This is a genomic window from Aquimarina sp. AWH4_224, assembly GCF_056160245.1.
Window position 1 is genome coordinate 129,255 of record NZ_JBSWWU010000008.1, and the last position, 17,074, is coordinate 146,328.

The following is a 17,074-nucleotide window of genomic DNA, read 5'->3' on the forward strand; positions in this document are numbered from 1 at the left end:
GGATTACAGACGGAAATAGTCAGTAAGCTTTTCATTATTAATCAACTCATTTACAATGGTATCTTTGTCAAAATCGTCTTTTACGGGATGTTCCTGAAACAGTTTTGTATACGTATCAGAAAAATCATCTAGTGCAGCAGCATGGTTTTCCTCTACAAAGTCTTTTACTTTGGTTTGTGTTTTGATATTAAATACCATCTTTTCTTCGTCCAAGACTCCCATTTGTTTTAAGGTCTTTGCCTTTTTGGGACAACGACAAGGATTGTTTGTATTGACCAAACCACATTTGTTATTCATATAATTAAAAAGATCTTTACGAGCTCGGTGTAGTTTGATTCTAAAATTTTGAGTACTGATATTGAATATTTCTGCACCCAAATTATGGTCAATACCAAAACTTGCGCCCAAAATAAAAATAAGACGCTGCTCCCTATTCAAACACATAATCATCCCACTCATACATTGAATTTGCATTTCTTTAGAAAGTTCTTGATAGGCAATATCTTCCTCGACAGTCAATTCGGCATTGGGCACCTGATCCAGGCGTTCGGCATAATCAGTAAAGTCCGAAAATTTCTCTTCTCCTTTTCTTCGTTTGGCCTGTAAAAATTCATTAACCACAATTCGATACAACCAGGTACGAAATTTACTTTTGAAACCGAACTGAGCTAATTTGGTTATGACTTTTATTAACACCTCTTGTGTAAGATCCTGAGCATCGTTAGGATCATGACATAATTTCCAGGCTAGGTTGTAAATAAAAGGTTGGTGATATCCGATAAGATCGTTGAGCGCTTTTCGATCGCCTTGGATAGCTTGTTTTACTAATTCTTGTTGTTCACTATCAGAATACGTTTTGCTAAATGGAAAATTCATAATTACAAGGTTTTATTATTCTGATACAGAATTCGTGTTAGTGTTACAAATTTATGCATCTATATGCTATCCCTGCCTAGTCATTTAACTCCAACTGAAATGATTTCAGTTCTTTACTTTGATATCACCATTAGTTCTAATATACAATATACTATCGTCACTAGTTTCGTTGACTACTCTATGAATTGCCTCATCTGTAGCTGTGAAATAGCTACCAGGATCTAAGATTTTTACATCTCGATTTTGAGGCAAAGTGTAATGCAGTTCTCCTTGTACAAGAATCGCATGAAAAATTTCTCCATCACTAACAATTTCGCCGGTAAATTGTTTCGGTAGTTTTACAAAAAACCCTTGTAGACCATCATTATTATTACTTTTCCACAAAAAACTTATTTGGGCATTACTTTCTACACTAATCCAATTGGTAGCTTCGCTAGTTACCCAAACTACGTTTGAGGTATCTATATTAACAGGACGTTCTCCATTATCAAAAGCTTGATCAATGGGTTTTACCAAATATGGCCCGCTATCGATTTCTACATAGGCTATGTTTTCTTTTCCTTTTGCAGAAGTAATATGAGATTCTCCTGCCGGTTGTGTCCAAAAAGAACCTTTTGGCATCCACATAGCTGCAGCATTCGGATCATCATTATGAATTAAACCCTCGATTACAACAGCCCGATAGGTAACATTATGAATGTGCGGAGGTGAAGAAAAACCGTCTACAAATTTTGCCAAAAATCCAGTAGCCACGGTATCTTTTCTATCGCCCCAAACCGTTCCTGCTAGTGGGCTTTTATCTCCTCTAGCCGGATTTAATTTTTCCCATTCGATTTCAGAGCTTAATACTACCTTATTTGTAAATATTACTTTTTTAGGATTGGAAACCTTTTGCACAGTTTTTTTTTCTTCGGTACAAGAAATTGCTATACTAACTGCAATAACTACGTATAAGATCTTCTTCATTGTATCCTAAATTTTATTGTTTAATGGATTTATCCAACACGAATGGGATTCCAGATACGTGTTATAACTTTACTTTTTTGATGAAATAAGGAGGTTTTCCTAAGTCTTCGGCCCCGGTAAATGCAGGTGCTTTATGCAATTGATTTACTACCACGTATAACCATCCGTCATTACCCACTGCTACATTGTCTGGCCAATCGATAGACTTATCTCTTATCACGGGTTGTAATTCTCCTGATGCATTCAATACATCTAAACCATACTCCTGAAGGTTGGTAAAGTAATGATTCCCATTTCTATCTGTAGCAACACCGTCTGAAATTGGCTTTGCTCCTGCTACCTGTATCGCCTTAGCTATCTCGCTGTCTTCCTTTCCTTCTCTAAATACACTTGCTGGAACACTATACCATTTGGTCCCATTCATTGCTCCAAAGAACAAGGTATTTCTATCGTAACTTAAGGTAATCGGATTTACCGCTACTCTCGCCGGAGCACCTCCAAAATGGATCACTTTACCTTCGATGACCATATCGATATCCTCGGCTTCAACCACCTTGTCTACGAATCTTCGTACCGTTTTGTTGTTGATATCCACTGCCAAAATCCCTGGATTAGCAATATCGGCAAGATAGACCCAACCGTTTTTCTCATCTACCGCCAAGTCTTGAATAAAACTCCCTTTGGGAGCTACATCCTGTGGAAACTCGAATCGAAACACCTCTTTTTTGGTACCAATATCAAAACCAAACAAACGCGTTTTTCCTAGATTTTGTCCCATATCAATAATCCAAAGCACATTGTTTTTGGCAACACGTATTCCTAATGGAGTATCGAGTTTATCATCACTAGCAGTTGCACCATTCTTTTGGTAATCTGCGTTTGGGAAAGGTTCTATATTACCATTTTTCACCTCTACCAACTGAAAGTTAGAAGCATCCAAAGGATGCATTGTAGCAAACACGCGCCCGTCTTTGGATACCGCAACATTGCCCGGACGGGTATCAAACTCAGCAACATTTTGCAATACCTTTTCTTCTTCTTTCTCCTCAGTAACTTCAGTAGCATTGGTATTTTCCTCTTTCTTTTCAGGAGATTTACACATAGTACAAACACTTAAAATTCCAGCAAAGGCAAATATTATAGTTATTTTTTTCATAGTAAGCAGTTTTAATGATTTGTTGACTTTTTATAGAATTTGATTCTTAGCTTGACAAACAGATCTTACTAACCTATTCTTATCCTATAAACCTATGTATGCAAAAGTACATAGGGCTTGCTTACCATACAATACCGGTCAAAAAGGATAGTCTTGGTTTTTAGGTTAAACCTTCGTTAAAATTCACTTCACAATCAGCAACGGCAACTTCTCTATTTCCATTAATCCCATATCAGAGGTCTCTCTATCCCAATAGTTCTGAGATAATCCAACATCTGCCCAGTATGCACCGCTTCATGATACGCAATACGGTTTAAGTAATCTCCCAAGGTTTTGCTTTGTCCCACTTCAGTTCTTTCTATCCGAATGCTATTGAGACTCGACGGATCTATATCTTGTATCATCTTTAAAAAGGATGTTCGATACGGTTTGCAAAACTCAAGTTCGTATTGGAGGTCTGAGTAGGGTAACTCCCGCCATGGAGATGGATAATCGCCAAGGTTTCCTCTATTTTTAATAATGGTATGAAAGAGATGTTCTGCCTCCAAAACATGTCTGACCATTTCGATACATGTAAATGCTTTTTGGTCTGGTTTCCAATTGAGATATTCGTCGGGGATACCTTCCCAGAGTTTGATACTTCGTCTTCTGATTTCAGAAAAATTTAATAGGATGACTTCGATAGGGTTCATTTCATGTTATTTAGTTGACTATTTATGTTTCTTGTCTTCCTCAGAAAAACATTGAGGATGATGTGTCACTTTAAAATTCATAGAATTTGCGATAAAACAATATGCATTGGCTTTTTCATGTATTTCTATTGCCTTTTCTATCATTGTATCTTCTGCAACAGTTACTACGGGATGTAAACGTACTTCAGAAAAATATCCACTTCCATCCTGCTTTTCGATCATTATACCTTTTGCCTGATCTTTGTAACTGGTCACTACGACTTTTGCCGTGGCGCATAAATGCAAATACCAAAGCATATGACAGGAGGATAAGGACGCCAGTAATAACTCTTCTGGATTATGTTTGGTAGGATCTCCTCTAAATGAAGGATCCGAAGATCCCAAAATTTCCGGTTTGTTGATAACCGTAATGCTATGGCTACGCTCAAAAGCGCTATACGCTGCGGTACCTTTTCCTGTATTGCCTGTCCAGGTTATGGTAGCCTGGTATTGATGTTCTTTTTTCATATTATTTGTTAATTGCTCCACCATTTTTTCATCCAATTATCGGATATTACTTTTGCTTTATCATAATCATCTACGACTACGATCAACTGATTGTCATGATCACTGTATTGGGTGATAATATTGACATTGGCCTCGGCTAATGCTCTGCAAAACATTCCTAATTGCCCTGGTACGTCCTGTCTAAGTTTTTGAATCAACACCTCATTAATTTGGGTAACCTTTATCCCTTCTTGCTCTAACACAATTTTGGCTTTATTGGCTTCAGCCACCAAAAAATGAGCAATAGCATGAGTACCATTCTCAAAAACGCCTCCGCCCTCAAGGCTAATGTTGTTCTTTCCTAAAGTTTCGCCCATTAAAGCCAATTGGCCGGGCTTGTTTTCGAATATAATTTCTATGTCTTTCATTTTATATGGTTTTAATTTATGACGAAGTAAATTCAATTATTACATTTACATTTCATTTGAGAATGAACTATGGAAGAAACTAATTTTGTCTCGGTGACCTCTTTGCTTTGTGAGCCTTCCAGAGCAAAAATTCTATGGAATTTATTGGATGGAAGAGCCTACACCGCGGGAGAATTAGCACTTGCTGCCGATTTATCAACTACTTCGGTGAGTAACCACTTATCAAAACTACTCAAAGGCAACCTACTAAAAGTAGATGTACAGGGTAGACATCGATACTACTCTTTTGCTTCTAGTGAAGTCGCCTATGCCGTAGAATCTATGGCCTATTTGGCGAATAAAAAATTACCAGATACAGAAAATCAGCGTAACCAAAAAATCGGAGTCAAATATTGCAGAACCTGCTATGATCATATGGCGGGGTACCTAGGCGTAACCATAACCGAAGCCATGGAAAAGAAGGGATACCTTCAAAAAAGTGAGAACCATTATCTAGTTACCCAAAAAGGATGGATATGGTTTTCTCAACTTGGTATTTCTCAAGATGATTTTTCAAAAAGCCGTCGCCCCCTAACCCGTCAGTGTCTGGACTGGTCCGAACGTCGCCCTCATCTGGCAGGGCACCTGGGTGCTGTACTATTGAACAAAATGTTGGAACAACACTGGTTTAAAAAAGTAGAATTCTCCAGAGAGCTTGTAGTTACTTCCAAAGGAAATCAATCTTTATACGATCATTTGGGAATCAAACTTTAACCCCTCTCGATCTCACTTAGACTATTTTACTTTAGCAAATGCCATTTTTACTGCCAGTCCTGTGAGTACCGATGCCATAAACCATTTCTGAACTCGTAACCAAATTGGTTTTTTTGAAAACCAGCTAGCCATTTTGGCAGCAGATAACACGATCAAAAGGTTAACAATAAAACTGATGATCACCTGTACTACTCCCAACTGAAAACTCTGACTTAAAATCGAACCATATTCTGGTTTGACGAACTGCGGAAAAAAAGAAAGGTAAAAAACCGCCATTTTGGGATTCAAAACATTCGTCATTAACCCAATATTAAACAACTTGAAGGGTTTGTCTTTTTTAAGGTTTTGATCCGCATTAAAAATCTTGTTTTTTGATCTTACCGAATTATATGCCAGATAAAGCAGATATCCTACCCCAAGAAACTTTACGACAACAAATGCATAGGGTACTGCAAAAAATATGGCTGTAAGTCCAAATGAGACCATAAGAATATGAAATAAAAACCCACACATTACTCCAAATAGAGAGATGATCCCCGCATTTTTTCCTTGAGATAGAGAACGAGAGATTAAATAAATCATATTTGGTCCTGGTGACAGTACCATAAGTAAAGCTGCTAACGCAAATACTAGTATATCAGTTATGGGTATCATAGTTTATATATTATCATTTATATTAAAGTCATCATCCTATTTCGGATTTCGGCATTCATAGCATTTCCTTAAGCATTGTTCTTTCTTTGTAAAAATACGATAATCCAGTATTTCTTGTTGTTATAAATCAGAGTATCTATGGTTAAAGAACAACTGATTTCACGGAATTAAAAATAAACTCAAATAATAAGCGATAAGTTATAATAATACCTTATCTATGCATATGCGTTTGTGATTCATCAATCGCAGTACTACAAAATCTTTAAGAGGATAATATAGCTTGTTTTAATTGATGCTTAAATAAGATCGAAAAAATCGAGATCATTACGAACTTTTAGGTGATAACTATTAAAACTAAAATTATGCTAATAATCCAGGTTAAAAAAGGAGAAAGTATTGACAGGGCTCTTAAACGATATAAGAGAAAATGCAAAAACGTTAAGCTTGTAAAAGAAATAAGGTCACGCCAAGAATACGTAAAAAAGTCTGTTAAAATGCGTGAACAAATGAAAAAAGCGCAACATAGGGCAAAGTATCTTCGAGAGCATAGTGACGAATTCTAGCTAAGATCATAAAACACAAGCACTTCATTTACTGTATATTAATTTAATGTTATCAAAATAATTTTTCATTTGATCATGGTTATTTTGGGAATAAATATGCTATTTTTGCAGCGTTCAAATAGAACTGCTTTTTGATTTTAAGGTATTATTTAGTAATTAGTTTTTTGAGTTTATTCTCTTCTTGCCTTTTTTATTTCATTATTACTTTATTTTTTTAAGTGTTTAGGATGACGTTATAACTATTATAATTAGCTCTAAATTTTATTAAGAAGAACTGTTTGAACACTATAACATTTAATAATTTAAAATTTAGTAAGATGCAAGAAGGCACAGTAAAATTTTTTAACGACTCAAAAGGATTTGGGTTCATTTCATCAGAATCAGGACAAGATATTTTTGTACATGTAACTGGTTTGATAGATGAAATAAGAGAGAACGACAAAGTTGAATTCGAAACCGAACAAGGAAAAAAAGGATTAAACGCTGTTAATGTTAAAGTGATTTCATAATTCAAATTATCTAATCATTTTAAAAAGTGAAAAATAGTACAAAGATTGTCTTCCAAAGACAATCTTTGTTGTTTATATGACTGTCTGTATTTTATAATATTAAGAAATATAGTAATTCATATTTTTTATTCTCTTATTGGCAACATATCCGAAGTATCTACCGGGAAACTATCGTATTTATTATATAATTTCAAATACTTTTTGGGGTCTATAGGAACTTCGTTTAAGGTTTCGTATAACCCTCTAAAAAATCCTTCTCGTTTTTGTGATGGGTTAAAAACCAGACTCAGTTTCACGGTCTCATCAGTATCATTTTTAAATCCATGTGGTGTAAACCTGGGAATGTAAGCCACTGTACCTGGATGTACCTGCATTTCTTTATCTCCCACTTGCATCGTTAACACTCCTTCGTTTATGATAAAAGTTTCGTCCATAAATCGATGATAGTGCAGCTTTGCACCAATAGCCATTGGGGGTAAGGTGATTTCATAAATTCCTAATTGATCATTAGACATTTCGCTAGTCACTTTGAAGGTTATCGAAATGGTTTCGAGTTCAAGTTTTTCTCCTTGTTCTGGAGCTACAATCACTGCTTCATTTTCCAGTTGATCATTAAAATAATCTGTCTTTTTCATTTATCTTGTTTTTAGTATTTCTAGTATTTGTTCTTTTTGACGGTTTAGATTTTCTTGAAGAATGTTTGGATGCGCCGTCCCTTCTAGCGAGAAAATGGCCCTTTGCTTTATCCCCATAAAACCGAAAATGGTGGTTAAATATGGCTCTTGAAAATCCAAAGCTTCCATAACCGTGTTTTTGTAAACCTCCCCTTTGGCAGTAATGATGAAAACTTCTTTTTTTTTCAGTAATCCCTTATAATTCCCATCATTATCAACCATAAAAGTATGTCCAGACCTAACCACATGATCCATATATGATTTTAAAGCTGAAGGTACATTCAAGTTATACAGTGGACTGCTTACCAAAATTTGATCTGCTGATTTGAGTTCTTGTATCAAAGCATCAGACAAGGCAATCGCCTCCCTGTTTTGTTGAGTATAGTTTTCTTCAGGAATATGAAAAGCCTGTACCGTTTCATTTTGTAAATGCGGAATATTGATTCGGGTTAGATCCCTATGTATTACTCTTCCTCCTGGGTTTGCTTTTCCCCAATGGGTTTCAAAAAAATCGCCTAAATTCCTGGAGTGAGAACCATCGGTTCTGAGGCTTGCGTCTATTCTTAATAATGTTTTCATCTATTGATTTTTTACATTCAATAGAATGACAATACTGCCCTTTAAAACGTGACTGATTTATAACAAAAAAGACCGTAATTTCTTTGGATCAACTATAGAATAGATACTTTTGATTTTGGTCCCTTCTAACTCAAAAACCTGGCAGTTGTATAGGGTACCGTTTTGAAAAAACAAAATAGCCGGTTGGTGGTTTACAAACTTCATTTCGATTGTTAACCCTGCCAAAAACGCTTTGTATACGTAAATCAATAGTTTAGAAGCACTTGTTATTCCTGTAGTTAATGCTCTTACCACTTTGATATCTTTTCCTCCATCTGCTGCCACCACGATATCATTAGACAATAGGTTTTCTAAGGCAATAAGATCCCCACTTTGTATGACTTTGACGTAATTTTCTAAAGGATACGTATCGTACACCGTATTTCTATTTTCATTGATCTGGGTATTCCGGACTTTTTCCTTTGCCCTGCTCAGTAATTTTCGAGAATTTTCTATTGAAAAACTGAGCACCTCTGCTATTTCTTTGTGAGAATAATCGAATGCTTCTTTTAGAATGAAAACTGCGCGTTCTTTTACCGTTAACTTTTCAAGAAGCACCAACATCGAATAGGATAATATTTCCTCTTTATGAATACTATCATCCGTATTTTCGGTAGAAAAAGGTTCTGGTAACCAGACTTCATTCATCCGGGTAATTTTACTTCTCCTCTTTTTTAGATTGATGGCATGATTAATTACAGATCTGACTAAGTATCCAATCTCATTTTCTACAGATGATTTATCTATGGATAGATACTTTATCAAAATATCCTGAATAGTGTCTTTTGCATCTTCGGTAGAACCTAAGATGTTATAGGCGTAAGGAAATAAGATGTCGTGATAGTTTTTCAAAACAAGCAGCTATATTTTATAATAAGACAATTCAAATTATAAAAATGTGACATCATTGTGAAAAATAATATCAAAAACAGCGGACACGTTGATTATTCGTGCATTTTTAAACCTCAAAATCTAATACATTACTTCTCGTTTTTGGATAAAGATCTTACTATATCAATCATTGTAGCACTAAACTTTTTAGGTTCATCACTTGGGATCTCATGTGTAGAATTATAAAACCAAACAATTTCTTTTTGATCAGCTTCGATATCTTGGATCAGCTTTTCTGCTACCTCATAATTTGACACCAAGTCCTTTTTACTTAAGAAAAAATAAATCGGACAATCTATTTTTTGAACAATCTGCGAATAATCCGTCCTGGAAGCCTCCAAAAAAATCGACATCCATTTTGCAGACCATTCTTTGAACAAAGCTTTGGGATAGTACCTTTTTGAGGATTTGGCATTAGAGAAATAGGCAGTCCATTTTCTTTGAACATACAATGCCTCCCAAGAGGAAAATGGAATAGTGACATCGGCAAGCTCTTCTATAGCTTGCGTATTATTGGTTTGTTTCGCTTTTTCTTTAATAAGTTGTAAAGTTTGTGCTTCGGAAGCATCTCCATGGATCATAGCACTTACCGATATATAGGCATGTAATAGTTCTGGATATTGATGCGCAAATTGAAGTCCGAGGACACCTCCCCACGAAAACCCAACTAAATACAGTTTTTCTTTGTTAAACTTTTGCAATACATAATCCACTACTTCTTTGGTATCTTGATGCATCAAGTCTATGGAGATAGGATCATCTTCGGATCCCCATGCTGCCGTAAAACCACTACCTCGCTGGTCCCATTGTACTACAATAAAATCTTTTTTTAGGTCTTTTATAAACTTCTTGCTATACACCTTGGACGAAAACCCTGGGCCACCATGCAGAAATAAAAGCACTGGTTTTGTTGCATCTTCTCCTTTGGCACCTATCCATTGTTTAATCCCTCCTATTTTTACACCTTCATGAGTTTTTACAGATTGTGCAGAGGCCAAAATATTGAAAAAAAATGCTAGTATCAGTATAATAGTGGTAGTTGTTTTCATGCTAAAAATTTACTGCATTGGATCAAAAACAATACCAACTTTGTGCATCACCACTTCGCCATAACATCTAGAATTGCTCTTGTGCCAATTCCATATTGACAACAGCACCCGTTGTATTACCCGCTGCTACCGCATTAGCTACAGAACGCATCCTAGTAGTATTATCCCCACACGCAAATACGCCTTCTACGGTTGTTTTTTGCATCATATCTACTTCCAGATAGCCTTGCTCGTTTAATGTACAACCCAAAGAAGCTGGAATATCCGAATGCTGAACAAAAGGAACGGAAGCATATACAGCTTCAAAACTTGTTGTACTGTGATCCGCAAAAATTACGTTTTTCACATACCCGTTTTCGTGTTCTATTTCCAAAACCTCTTTTTCTATGACCTCAATATTGTTGCGCTTGAGTTTTGAGAGCTCTTCTTTATCAAAATCTGCTTTTCCAGAAGTGATAATAGTTAGATCATCGGTTAGATTAGCAACCAAAGTTGCTAAATGCATCCCTTTTTCACCATTAGCCATAATTGCTGTTTTTTTATGATGTACTTCGTAACCATGACAATATGGGCAGTGAATTACAGAAATCCCCCAACATTCTGATATGCCTTTTATGGCCGGCATCAAATCCTTTACTCCAGTAGCAAAAATCAATTTTTGAGCAATAAACTTCTCTCCTTTTTCTGTAAAGACATGAAATCCTTGATTAGACTTCTTACCTTCGATTGCCAGGTCCTCAACAAATTTTATAGTTTTATACTGCAATACTTGTGCTTTGGCTTTTTCTGCAATTACACTCGGTTGTACTCCGTCTTGGGTAATAAAATTATGAGAATGTGGTGTTTGCCGATTGCAGGGTAAACCACTATCGATTATTAATACCTCACGTAAAGAACGGCCTAATGCCATTGCTGCAGATAAACCTGCATAACTCCCTCCTATGATGATGACTTCAAAATTATTCTCTGTATTCATTTTCTTACCATTTAAAAAATTAGCTATAGAAAGGGTTCACGCAACCCAAACCTCTTGCCAACTCGTTTTTCATCTATTTTATTTTTTATTGCGACTTAGTCGCAATAACATTCGTACAAATATAAACCTATTTCATATTATTGCAATGAAGTCGCAATAAAATATTTACATTTGTCATATGAAATAAGCCATAACCATTATGTTGATCTTCAACAGAACTGATTATATGGCGATTCCATCTGACCAGTGAAAACAACAAATAAAAACAGATGAAACGAAGAAATACTCCTACAAAAGAGGCCGTGCTTTCTGTTCTGGAATCAACAGCCAAAGCAATGAGTCAAGATGCTATTGAGAAGAAAATTGGTATCGATATCAATAGAGCTACCATCTATAGAGTATTAAATCGTTTTTGTGATGATGGCGTATTACATAGAATTGTTGCTGATGATGGGAAACAGTATTTTGCTTTATGTATGAAATGCGATGATCATCAACAATTAAAGGATCATTTCCATTTTCGGTGTAAAATATGTGAAACCATTGAGTGTTTACCGATTCCTGTGCACTTTTCTTTGGCCAAAGAATATGAAGTAGAGAATGTGAATTGCGTAATTACAGGAGTTTGTAAGGATTGTGGTCAAGGTAAAGAAATATGAATTAGAGTAACCTGAAAATTCAGAAGTTACAAATTATAACTCGTTTTTATTCGTAAAAAGTGTAAACCCAAAAGGTTTACACTTTTTTACTTTTCTTATGTACTCACATTCGTGTAGAATTGTCTACTCTAACTTCGAATGGTAGTTCGAAGTGATCACGGCAATGGGAAGTCCTACCAATACCATATGCCAAACAACACCTATAATTGCTAACCCTATATCAAAAGGTGCTTTAGGAATATTAGAATTTGGTAAAACCAAAAGATTCATAAATAACCAAATTGCAAAACCATACAGCAATCCCATTATTCTTTTATTCTTTCGTAAGATGCCTATTCTAGGATATGCTATAAAGTAAATAACAGCAACAACATAGGCTATCAAAAAATGAAAAAGCATCCCGGCAATTACCATTCCCACACCTCCATCTATAGCTTCTGGACCATATACTCCTGCAGCAATAAACTGCAAAACTTGTAAAGGATTCAATCCAAAATAAATATAATATACAATCACTCCTGCAATAGCATCCAATATACCAGCTACCAACCCAGACCAAAGTATAATCTTCGTTGGATTTGATGATTGTGTGTCATCAAATGTTCCTGACGTAATAGTTTTATTCTCATTCATAGTTTTCTTTTTTTAGATTTTAGGTACTTCCGGAAAATCAATTGGTATCTGGGTAATATTGTGGAGATAGTTGGTCATTGTTTTCTCTCCAATTTGCAAAATCACATCCACTAGGTGTCCTTGATTGTACCCTGATTCATAAAACAATTCCAAGTACCTAGAATTTACCTTCCCCCTTGTATCCACAATGTTTTGACTAAGCTTTACAATACTATTCAGTTTTTCGTCAAAAGAAGCCTGCCCACTTCTGATTTCAAGAGCTTGTTCCTCTGTATATCCATTCATCTTTCCTATAGCAGTATGAGCCGCTCTACAATAATCACATTCGTTTACTTCGCTTACCACCAAATTAATAGCTTCCTTTTCTTTATTACTCAAAGAAGAGTTTGCATTCTGAAAAGATATATATCGATTCAATCCATTATCAGATAACCCCAGGGTTGCGAAAAGATTTGGCATAAAACCAATGGATTTTACAATAGTATCAAACACGGGTAAATTGTGCTCAGACATTTGTTCCCGTAGTGGGACTTCGAATTTAATTTTTGAATTTGTTTCCATTCTTTTTGTATTTATTTAATTCAATACAAAGATGAAAACTCAACAAATGCTGTACATTCAGCTATATGAAGAAAAATGGTTCGTCTAGTTGAACATTTTATAGTTCAGAAGTTAATTGATTTCTAATTTCACTTAAATATTGTTTAGAGATCCCGAGATAGGAAGCAATCATGTATTGAGGTATTCTCTGCTCGAATTCTCGATATTCTTCTCTAAACAAAAGATACCTTTCTTTGGCAGAAAAACTTAAATTATTAATGATTCTCTTTTCCAGAGTAATAGAAACATTCTGAAAAAGCAGGCGAAAAAAACGTTCGAATTGAGGAATCTCTTGAGTCAATTTTTCAAAACTTTCTAAAGAAATTCGAACAACCACTGTATTCTCCAGACATTGTATATTGGTATTCGAGATATCTTGATGAATAAAACTAGGTAAATCTGTAGCCCACCATTTTTCGATTGCAAACCTAAAGATATGTTCATTACCCTTATCATCCAGATGAAAAGTCTTGGTAGCACCAGAAACAACAAAGTTTAAAAAATGACAAGGATCCCCTTGTTGTAATATGTACTGACCCTTCAAATATTTTCTTTCTTTTACCTCAGCAAACAGCAAAGATTCCTGACTATCAGAAAGAGTAATAACGTTTTTAATATACTCTCTAAAAACGGAAATATTCATTTTTGAATGAGTTAAATTGGTAACATTCTTTTCATTAACCAAATATATAATAGAAGGACAAATACAGCACAATGGATAAGACATTACTTATACAATATTCGAATGATTTACGTTCTTCAAAGGCTTTTTAATTTCAATTGAAATGAAAACTTTTATAGTCCCAAAATCCTTCCTCCTGCTATATTCTAGATAAAAGAGGGCGGGTTACTGAAGCTAACCGATAATAATTAACTAAAAAGGTGAGACTCCATACTTTCATCCGATATCAAATCTTTGATATTTGGTATATAAATTATCAGAAAAACCTTAAATAAACCTTACTACCTATATGAAAGTAACAAAATTGAAAGGAATTCACTCATTAAATTACTTCCCTCTTTGCGGATCATTTCTAAACCATTACTTTGTTCATCACAAGATTTTCATAAGTATTAAATTCCATTGGAAAATCTACATTACCGATAGCAACATAGCCTTGTCTTTTGTAAAAAGTAATCGCTCTAGCATTATGAATATATACCTCTAGATTGCATTCTTTGTATCCATTTATTTGTATTTCCTTTTCGACTTCTTGAAGCAAACCAAACCCCATACCTTTGCCATAAAACCGTTCTAATACATATAATTTACTTAATTCTGGAACTTGTATTTTTCGAATTGGACAGGTGCTGTGATACATTATTTCGGCAACTCCAACCGGATTCCCGTTTTGATAAGCCACAATCAATTGGTTTGGGTTTTCTTTGATAACTTGCTCAATATAGTCGGTAGAAAATCTTTTGGTAATAAAATTGGCAAACTCAAATGTGATCCCATCTACTGCATAAGTTTGAATATATACGGTTTTTAACAATACCGATATTCGTAAAGCATCTTTGTATTTGGCTTTACCATAAGTTATTTCATTCATAATATTGATTTCCTATTGTTCTTTAATGTATCTGTTTGCTCTAAAGATGCAAGATATTCTTACCCGTTGCTTTTTACGTTGTAAAATTCCACTTTGTTGTACAAGTGTAACAATCCAAAAAAAATGTACTCTTTACTAACGTATAGTAACACTATACGTTACGAGTAACACAAACTAATATTTACTTCTACAAAACACTAGCCGTCATGAAATTTATTAAAACCATCCTTTGTCTTTGTATTTTATTTATGAGTTGCCTGGCATTTGGGCAAGATAAAAACCAATCAGAAATTGAACATACCATCGATTCCAAAATTTTTGAAAAGAAACGTAGTGTAAAAGTATTTCTACCCAATCGGTATCATCGGGATTCTATTTCAAAATATGCAGTGACGTACGTACTGGATGCACAACATCAGATATTTTGGGATGCCGCTAAAGGAAACATCGGATACATGGTAGACAACTATTCGGTAATGCCTATGATTGTTGTAGGCGTGGTTTCGGATCAACGCGGACCAGAATTTAATCCAAAATCTTCCAAATTGCAGGAACATTTGGCCAAAGAGGTGTTCCCGTTAATAGAAAAAGAGTACCGAACAGACTCTTTTAGGGCTATCGTAGGACACTCATGGGGTGGCGCATTTGTAGGTAATACCATATTTAGTGACAAACGTGATATGTTTGATGCCTATGTTGGTATCAGTCCTTCTTTTGGAGATAAGGATAATGTCATTGTAAAACATGCCGATTCTTTATTAAAAACCAAAACTACCTTTGGTAAATACTTGTATTTTAGCCATGGAGATGTAGGCCGTAGAGAAAAAGAATTCAAAGGGTATGTGAATAGTATTGATTCTTTGTTAATCAAATATCCAAATACAACAATCGCCTGGCAACCTCGATCCATCAAAGGTGTAGGGCATTGGCAAATTGTTGGACCTTCGATTTGCGATGGTTTGATTAGTATGAGTCGCAATTATTTTGCGGATCAAAAGGTAATGGAAGATCTGGCTAAAAAACCTAATAGTGATTTAGCTAAAGAAGTCACTCTTTTCAACAAAAACCAAAAAGCAACTTTTGGATATATACATGAAGCAAGTGCTGGGTATTTGAATTTTGTCGCCAACGATTTTAAAGCTCTGAAAGATTATGAAACTGCTTTAGCTATTTACACTATGGCTATTGCCAAAAAGCCTAACCATGTACAAATACATGCCAATGTGAGTGACTTGTATGATAAAATGGGTAAAAAGGAACAGGCAAAAACCATGTTTTTAAAAACCAAAAAACTATTAGACGAACAGAAATCTGATTTTAGTGAGAACTATTATAAAAACACTTCTGAATGGATTGACGAAATGTTAGCTGGCTATGACTAAAAAAGGAACTCTCCTTCCTTTTTTAGTCTGACTCTCCTAGTAACCTATGTTAGAGGTTTGTTTTTTAATAAAACCAATGCGGATAGTGTCCCTAATAGTAATTCGATAGCCAATGCTATTAGCAAAGATTGGTTTGGTGTGCCATCAAGCGTCCAACTTACCAACCTTCCCAATGCGTACCCAAGATATACCATAGTAGAAACGGTTAACGATAGCCTTATCATTTTTTTCTGAAATATTCCTAAAAACATTAGAAATCCAGCAATTACTAGTACCCCACCCGGAGATCGTAATTCACTTAACAAACTGGCACTTGGCGATTCAAAAACAATCTGAGACGCAGCATGAAAATCTAAAGGAGTAAATGTCAAAGCTTCTCCAATCCATAAAGCTACCAAACTTGCTATAGCTAATAATACCTTGATTAAATGTATAACTTTCATGACTTATTATTTTAATACAAATATGAGTCAAAAAAGCAGCGTCAACTTGTTTGAAAAGCGTTTTGATTTGTTCGAAAAGGGATAGCACAGAAGAGTTTAAATAGGATACATTTATCTAGGAATCTCGTACTTTCGAAAAAACTCCTGTTGCACCATTTTTATCAAGTGTATATGTCACTTTTTTTCTATTTTTAGATACTACGGGTTTGATTATAATCTTTTTGGGGACTCTATTTCGGGGTATGAAACCTGACATTCTATCATCAGGCGCCAAAGAACTATATCTACTTTTTATGTAAGGTCTAGCACCATCAGTTGGATGAAATTCCTCTTCGAGGTACTCCATTTCATCTTGATACAATTCTCGTACTGTCCCATCATCATTAATATAAACAAATTTAAATCCATTTTCTTCAGGACGCAATGGTATAAAATGTCTTAAGTAAATAATTCCAATCAATAAAAAAATGATTCCTAGAAAGATTCCGATTATTATAAAAAGTACGCTCATTT

23 protein-coding genes are annotated in these 17,074 nt (G+C 35.0%); 5 read left to right on the plus strand and 18 right to left on the minus strand.

Going from position 1 to position 17,074, the window contains the following annotated elements; all coding sequences use genetic code 11:
- Positions 1 to 3: 3 nt before the first annotated feature.
- From ACXAGJ_RS16350 to ACXAGJ_RS16375, 6 genes are all read right to left on the minus strand, one after another.
- Positions 4 to 876, minus strand: a complete 873-nt coding sequence (locus tag ACXAGJ_RS16350; RefSeq protein WP_474841202.1) for an RNA polymerase sigma factor — start codon at positions 874 to 876, stop codon at positions 4 to 6.
- Between the two features lie 105 nt (positions 877 to 981).
- Complete coding sequence (locus tag ACXAGJ_RS16355) at positions 982 to 1,842, minus strand: DUF4437 domain-containing protein (RefSeq protein WP_474841203.1); 861 nt, start codon at positions 1,840 to 1,842, stop codon at positions 982 to 984.
- A gap of 61 nt (positions 1,843 to 1,903) precedes the next feature.
- On the minus strand, positions 1,904 to 2,998 hold the full coding sequence (locus ACXAGJ_RS16360; RefSeq protein WP_474841204.1) for an L-dopachrome tautomerase-related protein: 1,095 nt from the start codon (positions 2,996 to 2,998) through the stop codon (positions 1,904 to 1,906).
- 221 nt (positions 2,999 to 3,219) lie between these two features.
- Positions 3,220 to 3,690 carry a DinB family protein gene (locus ACXAGJ_RS16365; protein WP_474841205.1) on the minus strand — a complete coding sequence of 157 codons (471 nt, stop codon included), beginning with the start codon at positions 3,688 to 3,690 and terminating at the stop codon, positions 3,220 to 3,222.
- Positions 3,691 to 3,708: 18 nt separating this feature from the next.
- The gene (locus ACXAGJ_RS16370; protein WP_474841206.1) at positions 3,709 to 4,197 is read right to left on the minus strand and encodes an OsmC family protein; all 489 of its coding nucleotides are present in this window, start codon (positions 4,195 to 4,197) and stop codon (positions 3,709 to 3,711) included.
- 8 nt (positions 4,198 to 4,205) lie between these two features.
- Complete coding sequence (locus ACXAGJ_RS16375) at positions 4,206 to 4,604, minus strand: amino acid-binding ACT domain-containing protein (RefSeq protein ID WP_474841207.1); 399 nt, start codon at positions 4,602 to 4,604, stop codon at positions 4,206 to 4,208.
- Positions 4,605 to 4,673: 69 nt separating this feature from the next.
- Here ACXAGJ_RS16375 and ACXAGJ_RS16380 point away from each other — a divergent pair, with 69 nt between their 5' ends.
- Positions 4,674 to 5,357 carry an ArsR/SmtB family transcription factor gene (locus ACXAGJ_RS16380; RefSeq protein ID WP_474841208.1) on the plus strand — a complete coding sequence of 228 codons (684 nt, stop codon included), beginning with the start codon at positions 4,674 to 4,676 and terminating at the stop codon, positions 5,355 to 5,357.
- A 21-nt stretch (positions 5,358 to 5,378) separates the two neighbouring features.
- On the opposite strand, the gene ACXAGJ_RS16385 is transcribed toward ACXAGJ_RS16380, so the two are convergent.
- Positions 5,379 to 6,011 carry a LysE family translocator gene (locus ACXAGJ_RS16385; protein WP_474841209.1) on the minus strand — a complete coding sequence of 211 codons (633 nt, stop codon included), beginning with the start codon at positions 6,009 to 6,011 and terminating at the stop codon, positions 5,379 to 5,381.
- 362 nt (positions 6,012 to 6,373) lie between these two features.
- Between ACXAGJ_RS16385 and rpsU the strand changes: the two genes are divergently transcribed.
- Positions 6,374 to 6,574: a 30S ribosomal protein S21 gene (gene rpsU / locus ACXAGJ_RS16390; RefSeq protein WP_474841210.1), complete on the plus strand. Its 201-nt coding sequence runs from the start codon at positions 6,374 to 6,376 to the stop codon at positions 6,572 to 6,574.
- 317 nt (positions 6,575 to 6,891) lie between these two features.
- Positions 6,892 to 7,083: a cold-shock protein gene (locus tag ACXAGJ_RS16395; protein WP_073314698.1), complete on the plus strand. Its 192-nt coding sequence runs from the start codon at positions 6,892 to 6,894 to the stop codon at positions 7,081 to 7,083.
- Positions 7,084 to 7,208: 125 nt separating this feature from the next.
- Here ACXAGJ_RS16395 and ACXAGJ_RS16400 read toward each other — a convergent pair whose 3' ends face one another.
- The 5 genes from ACXAGJ_RS16400 to ACXAGJ_RS16420 form a co-directional block, all read right to left on the minus strand.
- The gene (locus ACXAGJ_RS16400) at positions 7,209 to 7,718 is read right to left on the minus strand and encodes a cupin domain-containing protein (protein WP_474841211.1); all 510 of its coding nucleotides are present in this window, start codon (positions 7,716 to 7,718) and stop codon (positions 7,209 to 7,211) included.
- Positions 7,719 to 8,336: an FMN-dependent NADH-azoreductase gene (locus ACXAGJ_RS16405; RefSeq protein WP_474841212.1), complete on the minus strand. Its 618-nt coding sequence runs from the start codon at positions 8,334 to 8,336 to the stop codon at positions 7,719 to 7,721.
- 57 nt (positions 8,337 to 8,393) lie between these two features.
- Positions 8,394 to 9,227 carry a sigma-70 family RNA polymerase sigma factor gene (locus ACXAGJ_RS16410; RefSeq protein WP_474841213.1) on the minus strand — a complete coding sequence of 278 codons (834 nt, stop codon included), beginning with the start codon at positions 9,225 to 9,227 and terminating at the stop codon, positions 8,394 to 8,396.
- A gap of 128 nt (positions 9,228 to 9,355) precedes the next feature.
- On the minus strand, positions 9,356 to 10,315 hold the full coding sequence (locus ACXAGJ_RS16415) for an alpha/beta hydrolase (protein ID WP_474841214.1): 960 nt from the start codon (positions 10,313 to 10,315) through the stop codon (positions 9,356 to 9,358).
- Between the two features lie 67 nt (positions 10,316 to 10,382).
- Positions 10,383 to 11,291: an NAD(P)/FAD-dependent oxidoreductase gene (locus ACXAGJ_RS16420; RefSeq protein ID WP_474841215.1), complete on the minus strand. Its 909-nt coding sequence runs from the start codon at positions 11,289 to 11,291 to the stop codon at positions 10,383 to 10,385.
- A gap of 269 nt (positions 11,292 to 11,560) precedes the next feature.
- On the opposite strand from ACXAGJ_RS16420, the gene ACXAGJ_RS16425 reads away from it, so the two are divergent.
- Positions 11,561 to 11,950 (plus strand): Fur family transcriptional regulator, encoded by a 390-nt coding sequence (locus ACXAGJ_RS16425; RefSeq protein WP_474841216.1) that lies wholly within the window; start codon positions 11,561 to 11,563, stop codon positions 11,948 to 11,950.
- A 123-nt stretch (positions 11,951 to 12,073) separates the two neighbouring features.
- On the opposite strand, the gene ACXAGJ_RS16430 is transcribed toward ACXAGJ_RS16425, so the two are convergent.
- The 4 genes from ACXAGJ_RS16430 to ACXAGJ_RS16445 all read right to left on the minus strand — a co-directional run bounded on the left by ACXAGJ_RS16430 (position 12,074) and on the right by ACXAGJ_RS16445 (position 14,736).
- Positions 12,074 to 12,583, minus strand: a complete 510-nt coding sequence (locus ACXAGJ_RS16430; RefSeq protein ID WP_474841217.1) for a DUF1440 domain-containing protein — start codon at positions 12,581 to 12,583, stop codon at positions 12,074 to 12,076.
- Positions 12,584 to 12,595: 12 nt separating this feature from the next.
- On the minus strand, positions 12,596 to 13,144 hold the full coding sequence (locus ACXAGJ_RS16435; protein WP_474841218.1) for a carboxymuconolactone decarboxylase family protein: 549 nt from the start codon (positions 13,142 to 13,144) through the stop codon (positions 12,596 to 12,598).
- A gap of 97 nt (positions 13,145 to 13,241) precedes the next feature.
- Positions 13,242 to 13,826 carry a Crp/Fnr family transcriptional regulator gene (locus tag ACXAGJ_RS16440; protein ID WP_474841219.1) on the minus strand — a complete coding sequence of 195 codons (585 nt, stop codon included), beginning with the start codon at positions 13,824 to 13,826 and terminating at the stop codon, positions 13,242 to 13,244.
- A 391-nt stretch (positions 13,827 to 14,217) separates the two neighbouring features.
- Positions 14,218 to 14,736, minus strand: coding sequence for a GNAT family N-acetyltransferase (locus tag ACXAGJ_RS16445; RefSeq protein WP_474841220.1), 519 nt, complete (start codon positions 14,734 to 14,736; stop codon positions 14,218 to 14,220).
- A 206-nt stretch (positions 14,737 to 14,942) separates the two neighbouring features.
- Between ACXAGJ_RS16445 and ACXAGJ_RS16450 the strand changes: the two genes are divergently transcribed.
- A complete protein-coding gene (locus ACXAGJ_RS16450; RefSeq protein WP_474841221.1) occupies positions 14,943 to 16,118 on the plus strand; it encodes an alpha/beta hydrolase-fold protein in 1,176 nt (391 codons plus the stop codon).
- 44 nt (positions 16,119 to 16,162) lie between these two features.
- Here ACXAGJ_RS16450 and ACXAGJ_RS16455 read toward each other — a convergent pair whose 3' ends face one another.
- Both ACXAGJ_RS16455 and ACXAGJ_RS16460 read right to left on the minus strand, forming a co-directional pair.
- Positions 16,163 to 16,561 (minus strand): DUF4345 domain-containing protein, encoded by a 399-nt coding sequence (locus ACXAGJ_RS16455; protein WP_474841222.1) that lies wholly within the window; start codon positions 16,559 to 16,561, stop codon positions 16,163 to 16,165.
- 115 nt (positions 16,562 to 16,676) lie between these two features.
- Positions 16,677 to 17,072 (minus strand): hypothetical protein, encoded by a 396-nt coding sequence (locus tag ACXAGJ_RS16460; RefSeq protein WP_474841223.1) that lies wholly within the window; start codon positions 17,070 to 17,072, stop codon positions 16,677 to 16,679.
- Positions 17,073 to 17,074 lie beyond the last annotated feature (2 nt).